This is a genomic window from Streptomyces sp. NPDC058086, assembly GCF_042885015.1.
Taxonomy (GTDB): Bacteria; Actinomycetota; Actinomycetes; order Streptomycetales; family Streptomycetaceae; genus Streptomyces.
This window is the reverse complement of record NZ_JBHVST010000038.1, coordinates 1-25,210: the sequence shown is the minus strand read 5'-3', so window position 1 is coordinate 25,210 and position 25,210 is coordinate 1. Positions and strand designations below refer to the sequence as shown.

General features: G+C 71.0%; 21 protein-coding genes. 18 read left to right on the top strand and 3 right to left on the bottom strand.

Annotated features, from left to right (window positions below; translation table 11 throughout):
- The first annotated feature begins 6 nt into the window (after positions 1-6).
- From ACFVWD_RS27450 to ACFVWD_RS27380, 15 genes are read left to right on the top strand one after another with little or no spacing between them, the layout of a single operon-like run.
- The gene (locus ACFVWD_RS27450; protein WP_389599828.1) at positions 7-2,202 is read left to right on the top strand and encodes a bi-domain-containing oxidoreductase; all 2,196 of its coding nucleotides are present in this window, start codon (positions 7-9) and stop codon (positions 2,200-2,202) included.
- Positions 2,199-4,142 (top strand): alginate lyase family protein, encoded by a 1,944-nt coding sequence (locus ACFVWD_RS27445; RefSeq protein WP_389599826.1) that lies wholly within the window; start codon positions 2,199-2,201, stop codon positions 4,140-4,142. Before ACFVWD_RS27450 ends, ACFVWD_RS27445 begins: the two co-directional genes overlap by 4 nt.
- Before the next feature lie 8 nt (positions 4,143-4,150).
- Entirely contained in the window at positions 4,151-5,692 is a 1,542-nt protein-coding gene (locus ACFVWD_RS27440; protein ID WP_389599824.1) for a right-handed parallel beta-helix repeat-containing protein, read from the top strand.
- A 1-nt stretch (position 5,693) separates the two neighbouring features.
- The gene (locus ACFVWD_RS27435) at positions 5,694-6,926 is read left to right on the top strand and encodes an O-antigen ligase domain-containing protein (RefSeq protein WP_389599895.1); all 1,233 of its coding nucleotides are present in this window, start codon (positions 5,694-5,696) and stop codon (positions 6,924-6,926) included.
- 2 nt (positions 6,927-6,928) lie between these two features.
- Positions 6,929-8,170 (top strand): glycosyltransferase, encoded by a 1,242-nt coding sequence (locus ACFVWD_RS27430; RefSeq protein WP_389599823.1) that lies wholly within the window; start codon positions 6,929-6,931, stop codon positions 8,168-8,170.
- Positions 8,167-9,411 carry a class I SAM-dependent methyltransferase gene (locus ACFVWD_RS27425; protein WP_389599821.1) on the top strand — a complete coding sequence of 415 codons (1,245 nt, stop codon included), beginning with the start codon at positions 8,167-8,169 and terminating at the stop codon, positions 9,409-9,411. The genes ACFVWD_RS27430 and ACFVWD_RS27425 overlap by 4 nt, the downstream gene beginning before the upstream one ends.
- Entirely contained in the window at positions 9,408-10,238 is an 831-nt protein-coding gene (locus ACFVWD_RS27420; RefSeq protein WP_389599819.1) for a glucose-1-phosphate cytidylyltransferase, read from the top strand. The genes ACFVWD_RS27425 and ACFVWD_RS27420 overlap by 4 nt, the downstream gene beginning before the upstream one ends.
- Positions 10,235-10,882 carry a PIG-L deacetylase family protein gene (locus ACFVWD_RS27415; RefSeq protein ID WP_389599818.1) on the top strand — a complete coding sequence of 216 codons (648 nt, stop codon included), beginning with the start codon at positions 10,235-10,237 and terminating at the stop codon, positions 10,880-10,882. The genes ACFVWD_RS27420 and ACFVWD_RS27415 overlap by 4 nt, the downstream gene beginning before the upstream one ends.
- 3 nt (positions 10,883-10,885) lie before the next feature.
- Positions 10,886-11,920 carry an NAD-dependent epimerase/dehydratase family protein gene (locus ACFVWD_RS27410; protein ID WP_389599816.1) on the top strand — a complete coding sequence of 345 codons (1,035 nt, stop codon included), beginning with the start codon at positions 10,886-10,888 and terminating at the stop codon, positions 11,918-11,920.
- On the top strand, positions 11,908-13,191 hold the full coding sequence (locus ACFVWD_RS27405) for a DUF4910 domain-containing protein (RefSeq protein WP_389599814.1): 1,284 nt from the start codon (positions 11,908-11,910) through the stop codon (positions 13,189-13,191). The genes ACFVWD_RS27410 and ACFVWD_RS27405 overlap by 13 nt, the downstream gene beginning before the upstream one ends.
- A complete protein-coding gene (locus ACFVWD_RS27400; protein ID WP_389599812.1) occupies positions 13,188-14,495 on the top strand; it encodes a hypothetical protein in 1,308 nt (435 codons plus the stop codon). The genes ACFVWD_RS27405 and ACFVWD_RS27400 overlap by 4 nt, the downstream gene beginning before the upstream one ends.
- On the top strand, positions 14,492-15,439 hold the full coding sequence (locus tag ACFVWD_RS27395) for a glycosyltransferase family 2 protein (RefSeq protein ID WP_389599811.1): 948 nt from the start codon (positions 14,492-14,494) through the stop codon (positions 15,437-15,439). The genes ACFVWD_RS27400 and ACFVWD_RS27395 overlap by 4 nt, the downstream gene beginning before the upstream one ends.
- Entirely contained in the window at positions 15,436-16,668 is a 1,233-nt protein-coding gene (locus tag ACFVWD_RS27390) for a polysaccharide pyruvyl transferase family protein (RefSeq protein ID WP_389599809.1), read from the top strand. Before ACFVWD_RS27395 ends, ACFVWD_RS27390 begins: the two co-directional genes overlap by 4 nt.
- A complete protein-coding gene (locus ACFVWD_RS27385) occupies positions 16,665-17,216 on the top strand; it encodes a dTDP-4-dehydrorhamnose 3,5-epimerase family protein (protein ID WP_389599807.1) in 552 nt (183 codons plus the stop codon). The genes ACFVWD_RS27390 and ACFVWD_RS27385 overlap by 4 nt, the downstream gene beginning before the upstream one ends.
- Before the next feature lie 7 nt (positions 17,217-17,223).
- Positions 17,224-18,558 (top strand): glutamate-1-semialdehyde 2,1-aminomutase, encoded by a 1,335-nt coding sequence (locus ACFVWD_RS27380; protein WP_389599805.1) that lies wholly within the window; start codon positions 17,224-17,226, stop codon positions 18,556-18,558.
- 7 nt (positions 18,559-18,565) lie between these two features.
- On the opposite strand, the gene ACFVWD_RS27375 is transcribed toward ACFVWD_RS27380, so the two are convergent.
- Positions 18,566-19,249 (bottom strand): phosphatase PAP2 family protein, encoded by a 684-nt coding sequence (locus ACFVWD_RS27375; protein WP_389599803.1) that lies wholly within the window; start codon positions 19,247-19,249, stop codon positions 18,566-18,568.
- Between the two features lie 38 nt (positions 19,250-19,287).
- Between ACFVWD_RS27375 and ACFVWD_RS27370 the strand changes: the two genes are divergently transcribed.
- Positions 19,288-19,728: a hypothetical protein gene (locus ACFVWD_RS27370; RefSeq protein WP_389599801.1), complete on the top strand. Its 441-nt coding sequence runs from the start codon at positions 19,288-19,290 to the stop codon at positions 19,726-19,728.
- Between the two features lie 148 nt (positions 19,729-19,876).
- On the opposite strand, the gene ACFVWD_RS27365 is transcribed toward ACFVWD_RS27370, so the two are convergent.
- Both ACFVWD_RS27365 and ACFVWD_RS27360 read right to left on the bottom strand, forming a co-directional pair.
- Entirely contained in the window at positions 19,877-21,205 is a 1,329-nt protein-coding gene (locus tag ACFVWD_RS27365) for a class I SAM-dependent RNA methyltransferase (RefSeq protein WP_389599799.1), read from the bottom strand.
- Positions 21,206-21,344: 139 nt separating this feature from the next.
- The gene (locus tag ACFVWD_RS27360; RefSeq protein WP_389599798.1) at positions 21,345-23,396 is read right to left on the bottom strand and encodes an APC family permease; all 2,052 of its coding nucleotides are present in this window, start codon (positions 23,394-23,396) and stop codon (positions 21,345-21,347) included.
- Between the two features lie 381 nt (positions 23,397-23,777).
- Between ACFVWD_RS27360 and ACFVWD_RS27355 the strand changes: the two genes are divergently transcribed.
- Both ACFVWD_RS27355 and ACFVWD_RS27350 read left to right on the top strand, forming a co-directional pair.
- On the top strand, positions 23,778-24,449 hold the full coding sequence (locus ACFVWD_RS27355; RefSeq protein ID WP_054237133.1) for a TrkA family potassium uptake protein: 672 nt from the start codon (positions 23,778-23,780) through the stop codon (positions 24,447-24,449).
- Positions 24,449-25,126, top strand: a complete 678-nt coding sequence (locus tag ACFVWD_RS27350) for a TrkA family potassium uptake protein (RefSeq protein WP_054237132.1) — start codon at positions 24,449-24,451, stop codon at positions 25,124-25,126. The genes ACFVWD_RS27355 and ACFVWD_RS27350 overlap by 1 nt, the downstream gene beginning before the upstream one ends.
- Positions 25,127-25,210 lie beyond the last annotated feature (84 nt).

Sequence of the window (25,210 nt, the reverse complement as noted above, 5' to 3'; positions counted from 1 at the left end):
ACTTCGGTGAAACAGGTCGTACAGAACTACAAGAGCGGCGAGCTGGCGGTGCTCGACGTTCCGGTGCCGGGGTGCAAGCCGGGCGGTGTGCTGGTCCGCAGCGCCTACTCGCTGATCTCCACCGGCACCGAGCTCATGAAGGTGTCCGAGGCCGGCATGTCGATGCTGGGCAAGGCCCGCTCCAGGCCGGACCAGGTGGCCAAGGTCATGCAGAGCGTGGCCACCAACGGGGTGCCCGCCACCTATCGCAAGGTGATGGGCAAGCTGGACTCCTACACGCCGCTGGGCTATTCACTGTGCGGGGTGGTCGAGCAGGTCGGCGCCGGGATCGACGACGTGAAGGTCGGCGACCTGGTGGCCTGCGCCGGTAACGAGCACGCGTTGCACGCCGAGCTGAACTGGGTGCCGAAGAACCTCTACGCCCCGGTGCCGGACGGCCTCGCGCCGCGCCACGCGGCCTTCGGCACCGTCGGGTCGATCGCGATGCAGGGCGTCCGCCAGGGCGAGCCGCAGCTCGGCGAAGTGGCACTCGTCATCGGCCTCGGCCTGATCGGTCAGCTGGTGGTGCAGCTCCTCACCGCCTCGGGAGTCCGTGTCGTCGGCGCCGACCCGGACCCGGCGCGCTGCGAGCTCGCCGCGCGCCTGGGCGCCGCGGCCTGCGGCGATCCCGCGTCCGCGGTCGTGGAAACCGCCGTCGCCGAACTCACCGGCGGTCACGGCGTGGACCAGGTGTACCTGGCCGCCGGCGGCGGCAGCAACCAGCCCGTCGAGCTGGCCGCCCGGCTCTGCCGGGACCGCGGCCGGGTCGTCGACATCGGCAAGTGCCGCCTGGACCTGCCGTGGAACGCGTACTACGAGAAGGAACTCGACGTCCGGTTCTCCCGCAGCTACGGCCCCGGGCGCTACGACCCGGAGTACGAGCTGGAGGGCCGCGACTACCCGATCGGCTACGTGCGCTGGACCGAGCGCCGCAACCTGGCGTGCTTCCTCGATCTCCTCGCCCGCGGCAGCGTCGACGTGGAGCCGTTGGTCTCGCACATCGCCGACTTCGACGACGCCGTCGAGACGTACCGGCGCCTGAAGGACGGCGAGTTGAAGGCCGTGGCCGTGCTGTTCCGGTACCCGGAACGGGCGCAGGACACGGCGGAAGCGGCCGCACCGGTGGTGGCGGTGCCCGCGGTGGCTGTGTCCACGAAAAGCATGAAGCCGAGTCCGGCCCGCGCCACCAGCACGCCGGTGAAGCTGGCGTTCGTCGGCGCGGGAAACTACGCGACGTCGATGCTGCTGCCGCACCTGGCACAGCGCGAGGGCGTGGAGTTGTCGACGGTCGTCACCACGACGGCGCTGTCCGCGGCCAACGCGCAGCGGAAGTTCGGCTTCGCCGAGGCGACCACCGATCTCGACGCCGTGCTCGGCGACAAGTCCATCGACGCGGTGTTCGTGGTCACCCGGCACAGCTCGCACGCCGAACTGACCCGACAGGCACTGCTGGCCGGCAAGACCGTCTTCGTGGAGAAGCCGCTGGCCCTCACCGAGGACGAGCTGGCCGGCGTGCTCGCGGCGGTGGAGGAGTCCGGCAACGACCGGCTGCAGGTGGGCTTCAACCGCCGGTTCGCGCCCCTGCTGCAGGAGGCCAGGAAGCGGTTCGGCACCCGGACCGGTCCGGCGAGCCTGCGCTACCTGGTCAACGCGGGCCGGCTGCAGCACGGCAGCTGGTACCTCCAACAGGGCACCGAGGGCTCGCGGTTCGAAGGCGAGGGCGGGCACTTCATCGACACGGCGAGCTGGCTGCTGGAGGCCGACCCGGTCTCGGTGTACGCGGTCGCCCCGTCCGACAACGAGGACCTCCAGGTCGTACTGCGCTACCCGGACGGGTCCACCGCCACCATCAGCTATGTCACCACCGGCGCACCCGGCTTCCCCAAGGAGACGCTGGACCTCGTCGCGGACGGCAAGGTGCTGCGGCTCGACGACTTCGTCCGTGCCTCGGTGTACGGCCATAAGAAGTGGGGCAGTTCGCGGCTGCCCAAGGCCCGGGACAAGGGCCAGTCCGCCGAACTGGCCGCGTTCATCAAGGCCGTGCGGACCGGCGGGCCGATGCCGGTGCCGCTGGAGTCGCTGGTCGCCACCACGGCGGCCACCCTCGCCGTACAGGCCGGCCTGGCCGGCGGTGTGCCGGTGACGTTGGAGCGGGCGCGATGACCATGAGCGCGGGCTGGTACCTGCGGCGGCTGTCCCGGATGGGACCGCAGGAGGTCGCGGGCCGGGTGGGCGACGCGGTGCGCAGGCGGCGGTGGCGGTCGGCGCCGCCGGACTGCCCGAGCGTGACCGGCGCCCGGTTCACGGCGGTCCTGCCCGCGGGGACGATCGCCGCCATGGCTCCGGACGCCGCGAAACGCCTCGTCGCCGAGGCGGACCGGCTGATGGACGGGCACGCCGAGTTCTTCGGGGTGGACCGCGACGACCTGGCCGACCCGGACTGGTCGTACGACCCGAAGACCGGGCGACGGGCTCCCCAGGGCTACGCCTTCGACGTGCCGTACCGCGACGAGGACGCGGTCGGGGACATCAAGCAGATCTGGGAGCCGTCCCGGCACCAGTACCTCACCCAGCTCGCCGCCGCCTACGCGATCACCGGGAACGAGCGGTACGCCGAGCGCGTGGCCGAGCACCTGCGGTCGTGGTGGGCGGCCAACCCACCGCTGCGCGGCGTCCATTGGGTCAGCGGCATAGAGCTGGGCATCCGGCTGCTGTCCTGGGTGTGGATCCGCCGGCTGCTCGACGGCTGGCCGGGCGCGGCCGGGCTGTTCGAGGACAACCCGGTGGCGCTGAACCAGATCTGGCACCACCAGCGCTGGCTGGCCGCCTTCCCCAGCCGCGGGTCCTCGGCGAACAACCACATCATCGCCGAGGCCGCCGGGCAGTTCGCCGCGGCCTGCGCGTTCGACTGGTTTCCCTCCTCGGAGCGTTGGCGAGCCGACGCTCTGCGGTCCCTGGATCGGCACCTGCGCAGCAACACCTACCTCTCCGGCCTCAACCGCGAGCTGGCCACCGAGTACCACGGACTGGTGCTGGAGCTCGGCCTGGCCGCGGTGGCCGAGGCGGACGCTGCAGGCGTGCAGGTCCCCGCGTCCGTCCGGCTGGTGCTGCTGCGCATGACCGACGCGCTCGCGGCCGTCGTGGACAACCGGCTCCGGCCGCCGCGCCAGGGGGACGCGGACGACGGGCACGGTCTGATCGTGGACGGCGCGGGCACCGACCGCTGGGGCTCGCTGCTGGCCACCGGGGACGCCGTGTTCGGCGGGCTCGACTGGTGGCCGACGGTGACCGGCACCGATGTGCGCACCCCGCTGCTGGCCGCGCTCATCAAACCCACCGAACTGTCCGTGACCCGCCCGGCCAGCCGACCGGCCCACTTCGCCGACGCGGGTATGACGATCCTGCGCGGCCCCGAAGAGATCTGGTGCCGCTGCGACGGTGGTCCGCACGGCTTCCTGTCCATCGCCGCGCATGCCCACGCGGACGCGCTGTCCGTGGAGGTGCGGCACGACGGGGTCGATGTGCTCGCCGACCCGGGGACGTACTGCTACCACGGGCAGCCCGAGTGGCGGCGGTACTTCCGGTCGACCCTCGGCCACAACACCCTGCAGCTGGACGGCGGTGACCAGTCCGCCTCCGGGGGCCCGTTCCTGTGGACCCGGCATGCCCAGAGCCGTGTCCTGGTCGCGGACACGTCCGGCGAGGGTGTGGCCCGCTGGTCCGCCGAGCACGACGGCTACCAGGGCTCGGTGCACCGCCGCCGGGTGGAACTGACGGCCAGGAGCCAGGAGCTGAGGGTGGTGGACGAGGTGAGCGGGCCGCGCCGGACCGTGAACCTGGCGTTCCACCTCGGCCCGGCGATCACCGCGGACCTGGTGGGGAACCGGGCACAGCTCACCTGGACCCGGGACGGCGAGGACCGCTCCGCCGTACTCGACCTGCCCGGGCAGCTGTCCTGGCAGGCGCATCACGGCGAGACCGACCCGCCGCTGGGCTGGTACTCCGCCGGATTCGGGCGCAAGGAACCCGCCACCACCCTGATCGGCACCGGCTCCACCGACGGCACGGAGGGTTTCACCACCGTGCTCGGGTTCCGCGGCTAGGGGGGCACGTGGGGATCAAGAGGCGGCCCTGGGCGTTGGCGGTGGCACCGCTGGCGCTGGCCCTGCTGACGGCGACCGGCTGTGACAGCAGCACGCCGGAAGCCAGTGCGAACCCGACCGCCGTGCCCACCACGTCCGGGGCGCGGTCCACGTCCCTGGCCCGGGTGTGCGCCAACCCCGTGGCCGGGCCGACCAAGGCGCCGACGGGGGCGGTGACGGTCGACCCCGCGAAGGTCGGTGACCTGGCGGCGAAGACCAAGAACAGCCCCCCGAACACCACGTTCTGGCTCCGGCCGGGCAAGCACAGGCTCGACCCGGACCGCTACGCCCAGGTCGTCCCCAAGAAGGGAGACCGCTACCTCGGTGCGCCGGGCGCGGTGCTCGACGGCGGGAAGAAGAACCAGTACGCGTTCAGCGGCAACGCCCGCGACGTCACCATCCGCTACCTGACCGTGCAGCGTTTCGTGGCGCCGTCGGACGAGGGCGTGGTCAACCATGACTCGGCCGACGGGTGGGTGATCGAGGACTCGACGATCCAGGACAACGACGGTGCCGGGCTGATGGCCGGTGCCCGCCAGCAGGTCCGCGCCAACTGCCTGCGGAACAACGGCCAGTACGGCATGAACGCGTACAAGGGCAACGGCAGTGTCAGCGGTCTGGTGGTCGAGGGCAACGAGATCGTGGGCAACAACACCGGCGACTGGGAGCGGCGCAAACCGGGCTGCGGCTGCACCGGAGGCATCAAGTTCTGGGCCGTCAATGGCGCCGATGTACGCGGGAATTGGGTGCACGACAACCGCGGAACCGGGTTGTGGGCGGACACCAACAACAACGACTTCCTCATCGAGAACAACGTGATCGAGGCCAACGACGGTGCCGCGCTGATCTACGAGATCAGCTACAACGCGATCATCCGGAACAACACGATCCGGCGGAACAACTGGGTCGAGGGCCGCAAGGCGGCCGACAGCGGCGACAGCTTCCCGTTCGCGACCGTCTACCTGTCCGAGTCGGGCGGCGAACCACGGATCAAGGCCCGTACCGACAAGATCGAGATCTACCGGAACGTGCTGGAGAACAACTGGTCCGGGATCACCCTGTGGGAGAACGCCGACCGGTTCTGCAACAGCCCGGCCAACACCTCGTCCGGTGACTGCACGTTGCTGGTGAAGAAGACCGCCGGCTGCGCGAAGTCGGCGATCGCGAAGGCACCGCTCTATGCCGACTGCCGGTGGAAGACCCAGCGGGTGGACATCCACGACAACCGCTTCGTGCTGGACAAGTCCGTCGTCAATTGCACGGCGAAGTGCGACCGCATGGCGGTGCTGTCCAACTACGGCACCTATCCGGACTGGTCGCCGTACAAGGGCGAGAAGGTGGCCGACGCGATCACGCAGAAGCAGCACAACCGCTGGCACGACAACGTCTACGTCGGACCGTGGAAGTTCGTCGCCCACGACCCGAGCCGGGTGCTCGACTTCGAGGGCTGGCAGGGCATGCCGTACCAGCAGGACGCGGGCAGCACCCTCGACCCACGGGCCGGTGGTTGAGATGGAGGCGGAGCGCACGCCGAAGATCGTCGGGGTGGTCTGGGGGCTGCTGATCCTCAACACGCTCGGCTCCGCCGGGGCGAAGACCATCGTCCCGCTGCCCCGTTCCCTCATCCAGCTGGTCACCATGGGTGCTCTGGTCACCGCGTTCACGCTGGCGCTCGCGGTCAATCTCCGGCTGCGCATCCGAGCCAGTGCGTACGTGCTCCTGCTCACCCTGCTGCTGGTGACGAGCTTGATCTCCAGCGTGCAACTGGAGTCCGGGTTCGGTGCGCTGTTCCGCTGCTTCCGGCTGACTCTCTTCGTCTGCACGCTGTGGCTGCTCAGCCGCTGGTGGGACGGCGGCCTGACGTTCGTACGGCACCACATCCGGATGTACTTCGCGGTGCTCGGGTCGGTGGCCGCCGGCCTGGTCGTCTCACCGGGCGCGGCCCTGCCCGACCTCTACGGCGGACGCCTGGTCGGCGCGTTGTGGCCGCTCACCCCGCCGCAGATCGGCCAGTACGCCGCCGTGATCATCGGGCTCACCGTGCTGCTGCTTCTGGGCCGCCGGACCGACAAGACGAGCGCGGCGGTGGTCATCGTGCCGTCGCTCGCCCTGCTCGCGCTCACCCATACCCGGACGGCCACGCTCGGCCTGCTGCTCGGGCTGGTGTTGGCGATCGGCTCGCTCCTGCTCACCAGCTCCGCGGCCCGTCGCTTCTTCACCTGGACGGTGGTGTGCGCCACGGTGGCCGCGGTGGGGTTCGCCTCTATGCTCCAGGCGTGGTTCCTGCGCGGACAGAGCAAGGAGAACTTCTCCAGCCTCACCGGTCGGGCCAAGGTCTGGGACGCCCTGCTGTCCGCGCCCCGGACGACCGGGGAGAAGTTGTTCGGCGTGGGCCTGGGTGACAAGTCGTTCGGCGGGCTGCCGATCGACAACAGCTGGCTGGCCGTCTACAACGAGCAGGGGCTGATCGGCGTCACCCTCGTCGCGGCGATCATCATCGTGCTGGGCGGCGTCGCGTTGCTGCGGCCTCCGTCGCTGCAGAGGGCCTGCGCGATCTTCCTGATCAGCTACTGCGCGATCGCGTCGTACACCGAGGCCGGCCTCGGCGACGCCTCGCCGTATCTGCTGCATCTCGCCCTGGCCGCTTCGCTGTTGGCGACACCTGCCAAGGCCACCCCCCTCGCGCTGCCCGACGTCCCCCGACGACACGTCCCGCGCTGGGCCCAGAGAGCAGAGGTGAGGTGAGCATGCACATCCTCGTGGTGCACAACCGCTACGGCTCGGCGCAGCCGAGTGGGGAGAACAAGGTCGTCGACCAGGAGGTGGAGCTGCTGCGCGCGGCCGGCCACCGGGTCGAGGTGTTCGAGCGGCGCAGCGACGACATCGGCGCCATGTCCCTCCTCGCCAAGGTCGCGGTGCCACTGCGGGTGCCGTGGAACCCGGCGGTCCGCACGGAGCTCGCCGCCCGGCTGCGCACCGAGCGGCCGGACGTGGTGCATGTCCACAACGTCTTCCCGCTCCTGTCGCCGGCGGTGCTGGCGGCCTGCGCCGACGCCGGCGTGCCCGCCGTCGCCACGCTGCACAACTACACCCAGGTCTGCCCGCCCGGCACGCTGCAGCGGGGCGGCCGGCCGTGCACCGAGTGCGTCGGGTCCGCGCCGCTGCCCGCCGTCCGGCACGGCTGCTACCGGAACTCCCGGCTGGCGACGGTGCCGCTCGCGGTCAGCCTGTCGGTCAACCGGCGGCGGTGGTGGTCCGGTGTGGAGCGGTTCTTCTGCATCTCCGAGGCGCAACGCGACGTGCTGGTGCGGTCGGGGATGCCGCCCGAGCGGCTGGCGGTGAAGCACAACTTCGTGCCCGACCCGGGCACGCGCCGGACGGGCGCCGGTGAGCATGTGCTCTATCTCGGCCGGCTCGCGGAGGCCAAGGGCGTGCGGCTGCTCATGGCCGCGTGGGACGAACTCGCCGCCGACGGCGGGGTGGGCGTGCCGCTCGTGATCGCCGGTACGGGGCCGCTGGAGCCGGAGGTGACCGCCTGGGCGGCGGGCCGGGACGACGTCCGGTACGTCGGTCTTTATGACACGGCCCAGTGCCAGGAGGCCATCGCGCGGTCGGTCGCCGTGGTGGCTCCCTCGACGTGGCTGGAGGCGTTCGGCCTGGTGGTCGTGGAGGCGATGGCGGCCGGGGTCCCGGTCGTCGCCGCCGGTCACGGCGCCTTCGTCGAACTCGTCGAGGACGGGGTGACCGGGCTGCTGCACCGGCCGGGCGAGTCCGCGTCGCTCGCGTCCTGCATACGCCGGATCGCGTCCGAACAGGACCGCAACCGGGAGATGGGCCAGGCGGCCCGGCGCCGTTACGAGCAGGGGTTCAGCCCGGCCGTCGGCCTGGAGCGCCTGGTGGAGGGGTACCGCACCGCGATCGCGGGTCGGTCCGGCGGCGGGGACAGCGCGCCGCCGATAGGGACGGAATCAATGGGGGGCAGTAAATGACACGTTGCCGACTGTGCGGCTCGGCGACGCTGGCGAGCGTCGTCGATCTGGGGGCGACCCCGCCGTGTGAGAGCTTTCTCGCCGCGGACCAACTGGACCTGCCGGAACCGGCGTACCCGCTGCACCTGCGGGTCTGCACCGACTGCTGGCTCGCGCAGATCCCGCCGCTGATCACACCGGAGGAGACGTTCAAGGAGTACGCGTACTTCTCCTCGTACTCGACCTCCTGGGTGGAGCACGCCCGCACGTTCGTCGCCGACGCCGTACAGCGGGTGGGTCTCGGCACCGACGGATCCGAGGCCTTCGTGGTCGAAGTCGCCAGCAATGACGGGTACTTGCTGAAGCACGTGGTGGACCGGGGGATCCGCTGCCTCGGCATCGAGCCCTCGGTGAACGTCGGCGCCGCGGCACGGGACGCGGGTGTGCCCACGCTCACGGAGTTCCTGTCCCCGGACACCGGCTCGGCCGTCCGCGCCGAGCACGGCCCGGCGGACCTGGTCGTGGCCAACAACGTGTACGCGCACATCCCCGACGTGGTCGGGTTCACCCAGGGGCTGCGCGCCCTGGTCGCCGACGACGGCTGGGTCTCCATCGAGGTGCAGCACCTGCTGACCCTGATCGAGGAGAACCAGTACGACACGATCTACCACGAGCACTTCCAGTACTACACGGTCGCGTCCGCGACCCGGGCGCTGGCGAGCGGCGGACTCACGCTCGTGGACGTCGAGTTGCTGCCCACGCACGGTGGCTCCATCCGGCTGTGGGCCCGGCCGGCCGAGGTGGCCGGAGAGCCGACCGCCCGGGTGGGCGAGGTGCTGGACCGGGAGAAGGCCGCCGGGCTGCAGGAGCTGTCCGGGTACACCGAGTTCTCCGCCCGGGTGGCCAAGGTGCGCCGGGACCTGCTGCGGTTCCTCATCGAAGCGGCCGAACGCGGCGAGACGGTCGTCGGCTACGGCGCCCCGGGCAAGGGCAACACCCTGCTCAACCACTGCGGCATCCGGCCCGACCTGCTCCCGTACACGGTCGACCGCAACCCCTACAAGCACGGCAGGTTCACCCCGGGCACCCGCATTCCGATCCTGCCGCCCGAGCAGATATCCGCCGACAGACCGGACTACGTCCTCGTCCTCCCGTGGAACCTGCGGGACGAGCTGGTCGAGCAACTGTCCTTCGTGCACGCCTGGGGCGGCCGGCTGGTCTTTCCCATCCCGGAACTGAGCATTGTCGAGGTCAAGTCATGAAGGTCGTTCTGTTCTGCGGCGGATACGGCCTGCGTATGCGCAACGGAGCCTCCGACGACGTGCCCAAGCCGATGGCGATGGTCGGCCCGCGGCCGCTGATCTGGCACGTCATGCGCTACTACGCGTACTTCGGGCACACGGAGTTCATCCTGTGTCTCGGGTACGGGGCTCACCACATCAAGAACTTCTTCCTCAACTACGAGGAGACGACGTCCAACGACTTCGTGCTGCGGGGCGGGCGGACCGAGCTGCTGTCCACCGACATCGCCGACTGGACGATCACGTTCGCGCAGACCGGCATCGAGTCACCGATCGGGGAGCGGCTGCGCCGGGTGCGGCACCATCTGGACGGCGACGAGATGTTCCTCGCCAACTACGCCGACGTCCTCACCGATGCCCCGCTGCCGGAGATGATCGACCGGTTCTCCCGGCGCGACGCCGGTGCGTCGATGATGGTGGTGCCGCCGCAGTCGTCGTTCCACTGCGTGGAACTGGGCGAGGACGGCCTGGTGGGGGGCATCACCGCGGTGAGTGACATGCCGCTGTGGGAGAACGGCGGCTATTTCGTGCTCCGCCAGGAGGTCTTCGACCACATCCCGGAGAACGGCGACCTGGTCGCCGACGGCTGCGCCCAACTGGCCAAGCAGGGACGGCTGGTGGCGCACCAGCACCGTGGCTTCTGGAAGCCGACCGACACCGTGAAGGAGCGGGCCGCGCTCGACGACGCCTACGCCCGGGGCGACCGCCCGTGGGCCGTGTGGGAGCGGGGCGGCGCGGCGGCACGCGTGCCCGGAAGCCGGGCCGGCGCCGGGGCGGGAACCGCGTGATCCGGCTCGGGACGGGCCCCCTGGACCGGATCGTCGCGATGGGCGCGCACTGCGACGACATCGCCATCGGCGCCGGCGGCACGCTGCTGACGCTGTGCCTCGCGCGGCCGGGTGTCCGCGTCGACGCGCTGGTGCTCTCCGGCGGTGGCAGCGAGCGGGAGCAGGAGGAGCGGGCCGCGCTCGCCGCCTTCTGCCCGGGCGCCGACCTGCGGCTGACCGTGCTCAAGCTGCCGGACGGCCGGCTGCCCGCGCACTGGGAGGAGGCCAAGGCCGCGGTCGAGGAGCTGCGCGCGCAGACCGAGCCCGATCTCGTACTGGCCCCGCGCACCGATGACGCGCACCAGGATCACCGCGGCCTGGCGAAGCTGGTCTCCACCGCGTTCCGCGACCACCTCGTGCTCCGCTACGAGATCGTCAAGTGGGACGGTGACCTCGGCCGTCCGTCGGCGTACCAGCCGCTGTCGCCGGAGATCGCCGAACAAAAGGTGCGGCTGCTGCAGGAGCACTACCCCTCGCAGCAGCACCGGCCCTGGTACGACCGGGAAGCCTTCCTCGGGCTGGCCCGGATCCGCGGTATCGAAAGCAACGCGCGCTACGCCGAGGCGTTCGCCGTCACCAAACTCACTCTCGACCTGGGGGAATGAACCTTGCGCGTACTGCTGACCGGGCACCAGGGCTACCTGGGCACCGTCATGGCCCCGGTCCTCACGGCCGCCGGACACGAGGTCGTCGGTCTTGACGCCGGCCTGTTCACCGACTGCGTCCTCGGCCCGACACCCGCGGACCCGCCCGGGCACCGGGTCGACCTGCGCGACGTCACGGCCGAACACGTGGCCGGGGTGGACGCCGTGATCCACCTGGCCGCGCTGTCCAACGACCCGCTGGGATCGCTGGCGCCGGAGCTCACCTACGACATCAACCACCACGCGTCCGTGCGGCTGGCCCGGCTGGCCCGCGAGGCCGGGGTGCGGCGCTTCCTGTACGCGTCGACCTGCTCGGTCTACGGAGCCGCAGGCGACCCCGACCTGTCGAACTTGGTGACCGAGGACGCCCCGCTGCGGCCGGTGACGCCCTACGCGGAGTCCAAGGTGCGGGTGGAGGACGACCTGCACGCGCTCTCCGACGGCGACTTCAGCCCGGTGTACATGCGCAACGCCACCGCCTTCGGCTACTCACCCCGGCTGCGCGCCGACATCGTGCTGAACAACCTGGTGGGCCACGCGCTCCTGTCCGGCGAGGTGCTGGTCCTCTCCGACGGCACCCCTTGGCGCCCCCTGGTGCACGCCGCCGACATCGCACGGGCCTTCGCGGCCGCGCTGGTCGCGCCGCGGGAGGCGGTGCACGACCGGGCGTTCAACATCGGCAGCGAGATCAACAACGTCACGGTCGCCGAGATCGCCGAGCAGGTCGCCGAGGCGGTGTCCGGCGCGAAGGTGGTGATCACCGGGGAGAACGGTGCCGATCCGCGGTCGTACCGGGTGGACTTCTCCCGGTTCCGCGCCGCGATCCCCGGCTTCGACTGCGAGTGGACGGTGAAGCAGGGCGCGCTCGAACTCGCCGACGCCTACCGGAAGTTCGACCTGACCCGGGAGGACTTCGAGCGACGCTTCACCCGCCTCGCCGTGCTGCGCGCGGCGACCGACGCCGGCTCCGTCGACGACACCCTGCGGTGGCGCCGATGACCGCAGTCGGCGAGGAGATGCATGCGCTGGTGGAGCGGTTGTACCCGCTGTGCCGGAGCATCACCGGCGACGGTGTGCGCGCCACCCTGGAGATCGTCGGCGAGTACGTCCCGTTGCAGGTGCACGAGGTGCCGACCGGGACTCAGGTGCTCGACTGGACGGTGCCGCAGGAGTGGAACATCCGGGACGCGTACGTCGCCGACACCGCCGGCAACCGGGTCGTCGACTTCGCCGCGTCCAGCCTGCACGTGCTCGGCTACAGCGTGCCGGTGTCGGCGACCATGCCGCTGGCCGAGCTGCGCGGACATCTGCACACCCTGCCGGACCACCCGTCCTGGGTGCCGTACCGCACCAGCTACTACAAGCCGGAATGGGGGTTCTGCCTGGCCCAGGAGACCCTGGACGCGCTGCCGGACGGCGAGTACGAGGTGCGCATCGACTCCACACTCGAAGACGGCCACCTCACCTACGCCGAGCACGTGATTCCCGGTCAGGTCCCCGACGAGGTCATCATCTCCTGCCACGTCTGCCACCCGTCGCTGGCCAACGACAACCTGGCGGGCATCGCGGTGGCGACGTTCCTGGCCCGCGCGCTGGCGCAGGAGACGCCGTACTACACCTACCGGTTCATCTACGCGCCCGGCACCATCGGGGCGATCACGTGGCTGGCCCGCAACGCGGAGCGGGTGGACCGGGTCAAACACGGCCTCGTACTGGCCTGCGCCGGCGACTCGGGCCAACTGACGTACAAGCAGAGCAGACGCGGCGACGCGGAGATCGACCGGGTGCTGCGGCATGTGCTGGCCGCCTCCGAACGCCCGCACCACGTCAACGAGTTCACTCCGTACGGCTACGACGAGCGGCAGTACTGCTCGCCCGGGTTCAATCTGGGTGTGGGATCGCTCAGCCGGACCCCGTACGCCGGCTACCCCGAGTACCACACCTCGGCGGACAACCCGGACTTCGTCTCCCCGGAGGCGATGGCGGACACCCTCGCGGTCTGCCGCGAGGCGTTCGCCGTCCTCGACCGCAACCGGCGGTACCTCAACCTCAGCCCCTACGGCGAACCACAGCTGGGCCGACGCGGGTTGTACGACGCGCTCGGCGGCCGCAGCGACACCAAGCAGGCCCAGATGGCCATGCTCTGGGTGCTCAACCTCTCCGACGGCGAGCACAGTCTGCTGGACGTCGCCGAGCGGTCCGGGCTGCCGTTCGACACCGTCGCCGCCGCGGCCGGCGCCCTGCGCGGCGCCGGACTGATCAAGGAATGACGCCGATGACCGCCCAGGGGGAGAATCCGCAGAGAACGGCGCCACCGGCCGGATCCGCCAGGCGGGCCCTCGTCGGCCGGCTGTCCTGGGGACTGGCCGACCAGGCGGCCTCCAGCATCAGCAACTTCGCGGTGGGCATCTACGTGGCCCGCTCGCTGGGGGTGACCGCGTTCGGCGTGTTCAGCCTGGCCTGGGTGACCTACGGCGTGGTGCTCAACGTCTCCCGCGGCCTGGCCACCGACCCGCTCGTGGTGCGCTTCAGCGGCGTGCCGGACGCGTCCTGGCGCGGGGCGGTGGCCCGCTCGACGGGTACCGCACTCGGTGTCGGGGCGGCCCTCGGCGTGGTGTGTCTGGTGTCCGGGCTCGGCCTCGGCGGCCGGGTGGGGCCCGCGTTCGCCGCCCTCGGTGTCATGTTCCCGGGACTGCTGCTCCAGGACGCCTGGCGGTTCTCGTTCTTCGCCGCCGGCGCGGGGCGGAAGGCGTTCGTCAACGACGTCGTGTGGGGTGTCGCGCTCGTCCCGGCCATGGTGGTGGCGGCCCAAGTGGGCAGCGTGGCCGCTTTCGTGCTCGCCTGGGGCGGGTCCGCGACGGTGGCGGGCGCGTACGGCTACTTCCAGTCCGGCATCCGGCCCCGGCTGACCGAGGCGCGCGGGTGGCTTCGCGAGCAGCGCGATCTCGGCTACCGGTACCTGGTCGAGAACGTCAGTCTCAGTGGCGCGAGCCAGCTGCGGGCATACGGGCTCGGCGCGATCGTCGGGGTGAGCGCGGTGGGTGCGGTGCGGGGTGCCGAGCTCCTGATGGGCCCGTTCCTCGCCGTGCTGATGGGTCTTTCGCTGGTCACCGTCCCGGAGGCGGCCCGGGTGCTGAGGCAGGCCCCGCATCAATTGAGCAGGTTCTGCCTCCTCCTGGGCGGGGGGCAGGCCGCCGGAGCGCTGCTCTGGGGCTCGGCGCTGCTGCTGATGCCGGACCGGCTCGGCGAGCTGGTGCTCGGCGACGTCTGGCACTCCTCCTCGCAGCTCATCGTGCAGATCACCCTCAGCGTCGCGGGAGCGGGCCTCGGCACCGGCGCGGCGGCCGGGCTGCGCGCGCTCGGCGCGGCCCGGCGCAGCCTGCGCTGCCAGCTGTTCGCCTCCGCCTGCTATGTCGGCGGCGGGCTCGGCGGGGCGGCCGCCGCCGGCACGGCCGGCTCGGCCTGGGGCGTCGCCGCCGCGACCGTCAGCGGCTCGGCCGTGTGGTGGCTGCAACTGCGGTCCGCCCTGCACGAGCGCCACCGCAATCCCATTTCCGAAGTGAGGACCGCATGACCGACCGACCCAGGCTGAGCATCGGCCTGCCCGTGTACAACGGCGAGGAGTACCTGGCCGAGTCGCTCGACGCCCTGCTCGGCCAGACCTACGAGGACTTCGAGCTGGTCGTCTCCGACAACGCCTCGACCGACGGGACCCAGGAGATCTGCCGCAAGTACGCCGCGCAGGACTCCCGCATCCGGTATCTCCGACTGCCCCGGAACATCGGCGCCACGCCGAACCACAACCATGTGTTCGCCGAGTCCCGCGGCGAGCTGTTCAAGTGGGCCTCGCACGACGACCTCTACGGCCGCGACCTGCTGCGGCGCTGCGTTCAGGCGCTGGACGAGCGCCCGGACATCATCCTCGCGCACACCGGCCAGGCCGTCATCGACGGCGACGGTCAGGTGAAGGTCCCCTACGAGTACACGCTCGCCACCGACTCGCCGCACGCGCCGGAGCGCTTCCGCAGTCTGCTGTTCGAGCCGGGTGGCGACGACTTCTACGGGGTGATGCGGGCCGACGTGCTGCGCCGGGTGAAACCGATGGACAGCTACCACCACGCGGACCGCACGTTCGTCGCCGAGATCACCCTGCACGGGCCCTTCCACCAGGTCCCGGAGCTGCTGTACTTCCGCCGCGACCACCCCACCCGCGCCGAGCGGGCGAACCCGTCCAAGCGCTCCCGGTGCGTCAACCTGGACCCGCGCCGGGCAGGCCCGCTGCACCCGACGCCCCGGCTGCTCGCCGAGTACGTCTGGGGCTTCGCCTCGGCGATCCGACGGGCGCCGCTGTCCCCGGCCGACCGGCGCGCGTGCTACCGCCACCTGGCCGCCTGGATGACCAGCCGGGTCCGGCCGGGCGCAGGCGAGCGGGTCGAGGACCGCGCCCCGGTCGACCCGGCCCTGCTCACGGTCTCCGTCGACGCCCTCGTCGCCGGCCGAGAGGGGAGGCAGGGATGACGTCCGCCGACGGAACGCCGGTGCGGGTCGGGGTGTTCGGCCTGCTCGGCTCCGGCAACCTCGGCAACGACGGTTCGCTCGAAGCCGTGCTCGGGTACCTCCGCGCCGAACACCCGGAGGCGGTCGTGGACGCGCTGTGCGGCGGACCCGAGGCCGTGACGACCCGGTTCGGGATCCCCGCGACGCGGCTGCACTGGTACCGCGGGGAGTACCGGACCGCGTCGCGTGCGGGCGCGATCACGGCGAAGGGTCTGGGCAAACTCGTCGACGTCTTCCGCACCGCCGGCTGGGTGCGCCGGCACGACGTGGTGATCGTGCCGGGCATGGGCGTCCTGGAGGCGACACTGCCGCTGCGGCCGTGGGGCTTCCCCTACTCGCTGTTCCTGCTCTGCGCGAGCGGCCGGCTGCTGCGCACCCGGGTGGCGCTGGTCAGCGTCGGCGCCGCGACGATCGGCAACCGGCCGACCCGGGCCCTGGTGCGCTGGTCGGCGCGGCTGGCCGCATACCGGTCGTACCGGGACGCCCAGTCCCGTGACGCGATGCGGGCGATGGGCGTGGACACCGCTCGCGACGAGGTCTACCCGGACCTCGCGTTCGCGCTGCCGACGCCGCGGGCGAGCGCCCCGTCCGGCTCGCCCGGCCCGGTCTGCGTCGGTGTCATGGACTTCCACGGCGGCAACGACGACCGCGCCCGGGCCGAGGAGATATACCGGCGCTACCTCGACGGGACGACCCGGTTCGTCCGCACGCTGGTCGAGGAGGGCAGGCCGGTCCGGCTGCTCACCGGCGACGCGTGCGATGCCTCGGTGGTCGCCTCGATCCTCGACGCGGTGGATTCACCGCTGGTCACCGCTGCCGAGCCGTCCTCACTGGACGACCTGATGAAGGAGATGGCGGCTGCCGACACCGTGGTGGCGATCCGCTACCACAACCTGATCTGCGCGCTGAAGACCGGTACGCCGGTGCTCGCTCTGTGCTACGCGGCGAAGAGCGACGCGCTCATGGCGGAGATGGGCCTCGGCGCGTACTGCCACCCGGCGCGCGAGGTCGACGCCGACCGGCTGCTCGAGCAGTTCCGTGCGCTGGAGAAGCGTTCGGCCGAGCTGCGGCAGACCCTCACCGAGCGGAACCTGGCCGCCGCCCGGCAACTCGAGCACCAGTTCAACTCCTTGACCGCGGCCCTGTTCCCGACGACCGACCACGCCCACACCTTGCGGAAGGCTCCATGAAGGCGACCGAAGTCCCGGAGATCACCGGCGCGTACCTCTTCGAGCCGACGCCGTACGCCGACGAACGCGGCTTCTTCTGCCGCACCTTCGACGCCGACGTGGTCCGCTCGGTGGGCCTCGACCCGGACGCCTTCGTCCAGGACAGCCTGTCCCGCTCGGTCCGGGGCGTGCTGCGCGGCCTGCACCTGCGCTCCGGCGCCGGCGAGGCCAAGCTGGTGCGGTGCTCGTACGGGAGGATCTTCGACGTCGTCGTGGACCTGCGGCCGGACTCGCCGACGTACCGGAACCGGGCCTTCTTCGAGCTGTCCGGCGAGACGCAGGTGACCTTGTACATCCCGGCGGGGTGCGCGCACGGCTTCCAGGCGCTGACCGAGACCGCCGACACCTCGTACCGGATAGACCGCCCGCACGATCCGGCCGAGGACGTGACGATCGCCTTCGACGACCCGGAGCTCGCCATCCCCTGGCCGCTGCCGGTCGCATCGATGTCCAGGCGGGACCGGGAGGCGCCGAGCCTCGCCAAGGTCCTGCAGCACAAAGAAAGTTGAGGTCGGCGTGCCCACCGAAGACACCCAAGAACTCCTCCTGCCCCGCTCGCGGATGGCGAACGAGCGGCTGCACGCCATGATCCCCGGAGGCGCGCACACCTACGCCAAGGGCGACGACCAGTACCCCGAGAACCTGGCCCCGGTCATCAGCCACGGCCGCGGTGCCCACGTGTGGGACATCGACGGCAACCGCTACGTCGAGTACGGCTCCGGCCTGCGGTCGGTCAGCCTCGGCCACGCCCACCCACGCGTGACCGAGGCGGTACGGCGGGAACTCGACCGCGGCAGCAACTTCGTCCGGCCGTCCATCGTGGAGGTCGAAGCCGCGGAACGCTTCCTGGCCACGGTGCCGACCGCCGAGATGGTGAAGTTCGCGAAGAACGGCTCCGACGCCACCACCGCCGCGGTGCGCCTCGCCCGCGCCGCCACCGGGCGCCCGCGGGTGGCCCTCTGTGCCGACCATCCGTTCTTCTCCGTCGACGACTGGTTCATCGGCACCACGCCGATGTCCGCCGGTGTTCCGGCGGCGACCAACGAGCTCACCGTGGCATTCCCTTACGGGGACCTGGCCGCCACCGAGGAGCTGCTCACCCGGTACCAGGACGAGGTCGCCTGCCTGATCCTCGAACCCGCCACCCACACCGAGCCGCCGCCCGGGTACCTCGCCGGCCTGCGCGAGCTGGCCGACCGGCACGGCTGCGTACTGATCTTCGATGAGATGATCACCGGCTTCCGCTGGTCCGAGGCGGGCGCCCAGGGCCTGTACGGCGTCGTCCCCGACCTCTCCACGTTCGGCAAGGCGCTGGGCAACGGATTCGCCGTCTCCGCGCTGGCCGGGCGCCGCGATCTGATGGAGCGGGGCGGGCTGCGTCACTCCGGCGAACGGGTGTTCCTGCTGTCCACCACGCACGGTGCGGAAACGCACTCCCTGGCAGCCGCGATGGCCGTGCAGACCATCTACACCGAAGAGGGCGTCACCGCGCGGCTGCACGCCCTCGGTGAGCGGCTGGCCGCCGGTCTCCGCGACGCCGCGGCCGGCATGGGCGTCGGCGACCACATCGTCGTCCGGGGCCGGGCCAGCAACCTGGTCTTCGCCACCCTCGACGAGAACCGGCAGCCGTCGCAGCAATACCGCACCCTGTTCCTGCGCCGACTCCTCGCGGGCGGGGTGCTGGCCCCGTCGTTCGTGGTGAGCAGCGCGCTCAGCGACGCCGACATCGATCACACCGTCGACGTGGTGGCCCAGGCATGTGCGGTGTACCGGAAGGCACTGGACGCCGCTGACCCCACCCCCTGGCTGGCCGGACGACCGGTGAAGCCCGTATTCCGCCGCTTGGCGTGACGTGACGTCAGCGACGCTCCTGCCGACCGGCGTCGGCCATCCGATCGACCAGCCGGTCAGCCATCCGGTCGACCAGCCACGCGGTCGCCGGTATCACCGCCAGCGCGGTGCACCAGCCGCCGAGGGCGTCGGTCGGGTAGTGCGCGCCCAGGACGACCTCCGCCCAGCCCATGACGGCGCCGGCAACCAGCGCCGCGGCGAGCACGAGTAGTGTGCCGGCCGTCCTGCCGAGGCCGAGCCGGCCGGTCGCGAGCAGCGCCACCATGAGGGCGAGCGCGGTGGCGAAGGCGGTGTGCCCGCTCGGATAGGACAGGTTGTCGCCGTGGATGGTGCGCCCCACCAAGGACTTGAGCAGCGTCGTCGTCGCCACGGTCATGCCGACGCCGGCAACGACGAGCACCGCCGCGCGAGGACGCCGAAGCAGCAGGCAGCCCGTCACGGCGGCCACGACCAGCATCACCGATCCTGCGGGCTCCCCCAAGAAGTCCATGGCCAGAGCGACGTACCGCCACGGCGGCCGCACACTGTCCGCCGTCGGCGCCCAAATCCGCGCGTCCACCATGCCGGGCTCGCTGTGGCCGGCGTACAGGACTCCGAGCACGACGACCACCAGCGCCGCTAGGGCCGCAATCGGCCCGAGCCACACGCGCAGCGATGAGGGCAGCACCGCGGGCGCCGACCGGCCGGTCACACGTCCACCGCGTCCGGTCGGCCTGCGGTGCTTTGCTGATGCCCGAGTCGGCGACCGCGCCACACTACGGCGGGGCGTTGGTTCCGGACGACTCCGGTGACCGTAAGTCCGGGCACGCCACGGCCCATGTGTCCCGTCAGTACCTCGGCGCCCGCGGGCAGGTCGGAAACGGCATGGTCGCGGCCACCACCGCCCGGGCTGCGCGCATCGCGTCTCGGGCTCTGGTCGCCGGCTGCCGCCACAACCCCAGCGGAAGCCCGCACACCGTCGCGGACCCTCCGGCAGATGCGATGCACCTTCCCCCTCCCGTCGAGGCCGACGCCATGTCACCCGCCGCTACCGCGATACCGCGCCCCCGAGAACTGCCCGCCGCCGCCCGCCGGCATGGCCGGGATCGTCAGCTGGTCGACGTGGTCTTCGGCTTCTCCTGGTGCCAACTCCCCACCGACGAGCCCCCCGTCGTCCACTTGGCACCCTAACCAACAATGCGGTCGCGGCACACCGCCGTCGGAAAGTCCGCGTGTCGACACTCCGCGAATTTTGGTTCCGTATCGCTTTTCCGTGCCGGAACCACGGGGTGTCACCGGAAGCAGGTCGAACCTATGCCCATTCCCGAGAAGCCGCAGGTCAGACGGCCTGTCGGACCGGCTCAAGAATGGCGACGCACTCCACGTGATGCGTCATCGGGAAGAGATCGAACGCCCGCAGCGTCCGTACCTTGTACCCGCCGTCGCGGAAGTACCCGAGGTCGCGGGCGAGCGCCGCCGGGTCGCAGGCGACGTACGCGATGCGGCGGGCGCCCAGGGAGGAGAGTTGCTCAACCGTCTTCTTGCCGGCGCCGACGCGGGGCGGGTCGAGGACGATCAGGTCGACCTCGGTGATGCCGGTGCGCGGGAGGACCGACTCGACCTTGCCCTGTTCGATGCGGACCCGCTCGAAGGCGGTGAGGTTGTGCCGGGCGTCCTCGACCGCGCGCTTGCCGGACTCGATGCCGAGGACCGCGCCCTTGTCGCCGAGGCGGTCCGCGAGGGCGCCCGCGAAGAGGCCGACGCCGCAGTACAGGTCGAGCGCCATCTCGCCCTTGCGCGGCATCAGGCCCTGCATGACGGCCTTGACCAGGGTGTCGGCCGCCATCGGGTGGACCTGCCAGAAGCCCCCGCTGCCGACGCGGTACGTACGGCCGTCGGCCCGCTCGCGCACGAACGCGCGGCCGTGGACGCGGTGGATGCCGCCGTCGTGCTCCTCGACGCGCATCACGGAGACGGGCTTGTCGAGCTCCACGAGGGGCAGGCGGGCACCGGGGCGGGGCTCCAGGATGACCATGCGGTCCTGGGAGCCGGTCGCGGCGATCGCGTCGACCGAGGCCATGCCGGACCAGTCGCGCTCCTCGATACCGAGTTCGCTCACGCCCGGCGCCGCGATCATGCAGTGCTCGATCGGCTCGACCTCGTGCGAGCGGTGGCGGCGCAGTCCGGCGTTGCCGTCCGCGTCCACGGCGTACTGCACGCGCGTGCGCCAGGCCGGGACCTCGCCGGCGGGCAGCTTGTCGCCCTCGGCGGGCATCACCGTGCCGTCCCAGCCCGCCTCCTCGGGCGTGAGGCCCGCGAGCCGCTGCAGCTGCTCGGCGATGACCTCGCCCTTGAGGCGGCGCTGTGCGCCCGGCTTGGCGTGCTGCCAGTCGCAGCCGCCGCAGCGGCCGGGGCCGGCGTAGGGGCAGGGTGCTTCGACGCGGTCCTTGGACGCCGAGAGAATCGTCACCGCGTCCGCGCGCAGGAAGCGCGCGCCCTCCTCGCCCTCCGTGACGCGCGCGACGACGCGCTCGCCGGGCAGGGTGTGCCGGACGAAGAGGACCTGGCCCTCGGCCGAACGGGCGATGCAGTGCCCGCCATGGGCCACGGGGCCGATCTCGACCTCGTACTCCTCCCCCACCAGCGATTTCTTCGGTTCTGCCTGCATGGCGGGGTGACTCCAGATGCGAAAGGGGATGAGGAAGGGGTCGCGGAACCGCGAACGGCCGGACAACAGCCCACCAGTCTACGTGGACGTTGCCCGGCCGCTCACCACAAAGCCGTCGGCCCCTGCGGTCGCAGGGCCGTCAGCTCTTGGTGTTCGAGGACTCCTTCGGGCGTTCCTCCGCCGGACCCCGGCGCACCGCACCCGGCGCGTTCCACTCCTGCCGCTTGCGGGCCCGGTTCCTCGCGACCTCCGAGGACTCCAGCTGGTAGGGCACGGAGGTGACCATCACACCGGGCGTGAACAGCAGCCGGCCCTTGAGCCGCAGCGCGCTCTGGTTGTGCAGCAGATGCTCGTACCAGTGGCCGACCACGTACTCGGGGATGATGACCGAGACCGCGTCGCGCGGGGACTCCCGGCGCAGGCCCTTCACGTACTCGATGACGGGCCGGGTGATCTCGCGGTACGGCGAGTCGAGGACCTTCAGCGGTACGTCGATGCCGCGCCGCTCCCACTCCTCGCGTAGTGCCTTGGTTTCGGCCGGGTCGACGTTGACGCTGAGCGCCTCGAGGGTGTCGGAGCGCATCAGCTTGGCGTAGGCGAGGGCACGCAGGGTCGGGCGGTGGATCTTGGAGATCAGGACTACCGAGTGGACCCGGGAGGGGCGGACGCTGTCGTCGGAGGGCCCCTCGGGGGCGGCGATCTCCTCGGCGACGCGGTCGTAGTGCTTACGGATCGCGCTCATCGTCGCGTAGAAGATCACCATGCCGAGCAGGGCGACCCAGGCGCCGTGCGTGAATTTGGTGACGAGGACGACGACCAGCACCAGGCCGGTGAAGAAGGCGCCGAAGGCGTTGATCGCGCGGGAGCGGATCATGTGGCTGCGCTTGGCCGGGTCCTTCTCGGTGCGCAGGTGGCGGTTCCAGTGCCGGACCATGCCGGTCTGGCTGAGCGTGAAGGAGACGAAGACGCCGACGATGTAGAGCTGGATCAGCCGGGTCGAGTCGGCGCCGTAGATGACGACCAGGAGCGTGGCCGCGCCCGCGAGCAGGACGATGCCGTTCGAGAAGGCGAGGCGGTCGCCGCGGGTGTGCAGCTGGCGCGGCAGATAGCGGTCCTGGGCGAGGATCGAGCCGAGCAGCGGGAAGCCGTTGTACGCGGTGTTGGCAGCGAGGAACAGGACCAGCGCGGTGGCGGCGGCGAGCACGATGAACAGGAAGCTGCCCTTGCCGAAGACCGCCTCGGCGACCTGCGAGATCACCGGGTTCTGGACGTAGCCGGAGCCGATCGGGATGCCGTTGTGGATCAGGTCGGTGGCCGGGTTCTCGGCCATCCGGACCTTGGTCGACATGGCCAGGGCGATGATGCCGCAGAACATGGTGACGGCCAGCAGGCCCATCGCCGCGAGAGTGGTCGCGGCGTTCTTCGACTTGGGCTTGCGGAAGGCGGGGACGCCGTTGGAGATGGCCTCGACGCCGGTGAGCGCCGCGCAGCCGGAGGAGAAGGCGCGCAGCAGCAGGAAGACGAGCGCGAAGCCCGCGAGCCCCTGGTGCTCGGCCTTGATGTGGTAGTCGGCGGTCGGCGCGCGCATGGTGTCGTTCAGGACGAGCCCACGGAAGGCGCCCCACGCGATCATGATGAAGACGCCCGCGACGAAGACGTACGTCGGAATCGCGAAGAGCTTTCCGGACTCCTTCACTCCGCGCAGGTTCATCAGCGTGAGCAGCACGATGACGACGACGGCGCACAGCACCTTGTGCTCGACGACGAAGGGGACGGCGGAGCCGAGGTTCTCGATCCCGGACGAGATCGACACGGCGACGGTGAGGACGTAGTCGACGAGCAGCGCGCTGGCGACGGTGAGGCCGGCCCTGGGGCCGAGGTTGGTGTTGGCCACCTCGTAGTCGCCGCCACCACTGGGGTAGGCGTGCACGTTCTGCCGGTAGGAAGCGACCACCGTGAACATCAGCACGACGACCGCGAGCGCGATCCAGGGGCTGAAGTGGTAGGCCGACACGCCCGCGATGGAAAGGACCAGAAGCACTTCCCCGGGTGCGTAGGCCACGGAGGAGAGCGGGTCGGATGCGAAGACGGGGAGTGCGATGCGCTTCGGCAGGAGGGTTTCCCCGAGCCGGTCACTGCGCAGTGCGCGCCCGATCAGGATCCGTTTGGGCACGTCGGTCAGTTTGGACACGCAGAGGATCGTAAGCGTTCGAACGGGGGGTCGCCCACCCGCCGCTCGACATCTGCTCTCCGAGTGAAAACGGGGAGGGGCCCCGTTGCGGATTCCGCGGCCGCGCACTTCCGCATGTCTATATGACAAAGCCCCTGTTTATCCCACTATGGAGGTTCCATGCACGCGACCGCTGAGCTCATCGGCGCCACCGCAGGACTCGTCGGCCTCGGAATCCTGACTCTTCTCAGCGTGCGCAGCTTCAATCGCCGCTGATCGCCGGGAACGCACAGGCGAACGTGCACAGGGGTGCCCCTGATCGACCGCGCGTGTGTAGCTTGGGCGGCGGTCTGAGACCCTGTTTAGCCTGAGCCGTAACCATTTACATTCGGAAGGACGGTCGTGCACATCGTCATCATGGGCTGCGGAAGAGTGGGTTCCGCTCTGGCCCAGACCCTGGAGCAACAGGGGCACACGGTCGCTGTGATCGATCAGGACCCCACCGCCTTCCGACGACTGGGCTCCGGCTTCGGCGGCCGTCGTGTCACCGGAGTCGGCTTCGACCAGGACACCCTGCGCGAGGCGGGTATCGAGGAGGCCGGCGCCTTCGCCGCCGTCTCCAGCGGTGACAACTCGAACATCATCGCTGCCCGGGTGGCGCGCGAGATGTTCGGCATCGAGAACGTCGCGGCGCGCATCTACGACCCGCGCCGCGCCGAGGTCTACCAGCGCCTGGGCATCCCGACCGTCGCCACCGTCCGCTGGACGGCCGACCAGATGCTGCGGCGGCTGCTTCCCTCGGGTGCCGAGCCGCTGTGGCGCGACCCCACCGGCGGGGTGCAGCTCGCCGAGGTGCACGCCTCCGCCGCCTGGGTCGGCCACAAGATCAGCCGCCTCCAGGACGAGACCGGGGTGCGTGTGGCCTTCCTCACGCGGCTTGGCGAGGCGATCCTGCCCACCTCGCAGACGGTGCTGCAGGAGGGCGACCTCGTGCACGTGATGATGCGCACGGACGACGTCGAGAAGGTCGAGGCGTCGTTCGCCGAGGGCCCCGAAGAGGAGAGCGGTCACTGATGAGGGTCGCCATTGCCGGTGCCGGTGCCGTCGGTCGCTCCATCGCGGGCGAGCTCCTGGAGAACGGGCACGAGATTCTGCTGATCGACAAGGCGCCGACCGCCATCTCGGTCGAGCGCGTCCCGCAGGCGGAGTGGCTGCTCGCCGACGCCTGCGAGATCACCTCGCTGGACGAGGCGGCGCTGCAGCGCTGCAACGTGGTCATCGCGGCCACCGGTGACGACAAGGTCAACCTGGTCGTCTCGCTGCTCGCGAAGACCGAGTACGGCGTCCCGCGCGTCGTCGCCCGTGTGAACAACCCCAAGAACGAGTGGCTGTTCAACGAGGCCTGGGGCGTGGACGTGGCGGTCTCCACCCCGCGTCTGATGTCGGCCCTGGTCGAGGAGGCGGTGAGCGTCGGCGACCTGGTCCGGCTGCTGCGCTTCAGCCACGGCGACGCGAACCTGGTCGAGCTGACCCTCCCGCCGGAGTCGGCCCTGGCCGGCACGCAGGTCGGCGATGTGGAGTGGCCCGAGGACACCTCCTTGGTCACGATCATCCGCGGCACCCGCGTCCTCACGCCCTCCCAGGAGGACTCCCTGGAGGCGGGCGACGAGCTCCTCTTCGTCGCCGCCCAGGCCCGCGAGGAACAGCTCGAGGACCTGCTCTCGGTCCGCCGCGACGACGCGACGAGCTAGTCGGCTCCGACAGCTGCGATACGACGTCGGGGGGGCGCGCGGAAAGAACGGGGGCCCCCCCCGCCGTCGCTGTGAAAAAAAACA

Bases quoted from the DNA above. Each gene is read 5' to 3' on its own strand.
- ACFVWD_RS27395 (WP_389599811.1), top strand. From the start codon at position 14,492: ATGACCGACCGACCCAGGCTGAGCATCGGCCTGCCCGTGTACAACGGC.
- ACFVWD_RS27385 (WP_389599807.1), top strand. From the start codon at position 16,665: ATGAAGGCGACCGAAGTCCCGGAGATCACCGGCGCGTACCTCTTCGAG.
- ACFVWD_RS27350 (WP_054237132.1), top strand. From the start codon at position 24,449: ATGAGGGTCGCCATTGCCGGTGCCGGTGCCGTCGGTCGCTCCATCGCG.
- ACFVWD_RS27370 (WP_389599801.1), top strand. From the start codon at position 19,288: ATGCCCGAGTCGGCGACCGCGCCACACTACGGCGGGGCGTTGGTTCCG.
- ACFVWD_RS27445 (WP_389599826.1), top strand. From the start codon at position 2,199: ATGACCATGAGCGCGGGCTGGTACCTGCGGCGGCTGTCCCGGATGGGA.
- ACFVWD_RS27435 (WP_389599895.1), top strand. From the start codon at position 5,694: ATGGAGGCGGAGCGCACGCCGAAGATCGTCGGGGTGGTCTGGGGGCTG.
- ACFVWD_RS27400 (WP_389599812.1), top strand. From the start codon at position 13,188: ATGACGCCGATGACCGCCCAGGGGGAGAATCCGCAGAGAACGGCGCCA.
- ACFVWD_RS27420 (WP_389599819.1), top strand. From the start codon at position 9,408: ATGAAGGTCGTTCTGTTCTGCGGCGGATACGGCCTGCGTATGCGCAAC.
- ACFVWD_RS27430 (WP_389599823.1), top strand. From the start codon at position 6,929: ATGCACATCCTCGTGGTGCACAACCGCTACGGCTCGGCGCAGCCGAGT.
- ACFVWD_RS27390 (WP_389599809.1), top strand. From the start codon at position 15,436: ATGACGTCCGCCGACGGAACGCCGGTGCGGGTCGGGGTGTTCGGCCTG.
- ACFVWD_RS27425 (WP_389599821.1), top strand. From the start codon at position 8,167: ATGACACGTTGCCGACTGTGCGGCTCGGCGACGCTGGCGAGCGTCGTC.
- ACFVWD_RS27365 (WP_389599799.1), bottom strand. From the start codon at position 21,205: ATGCAGGCAGAACCGAAGAAATCGCTGGTGGGGGAGGAGTACGAGGTC.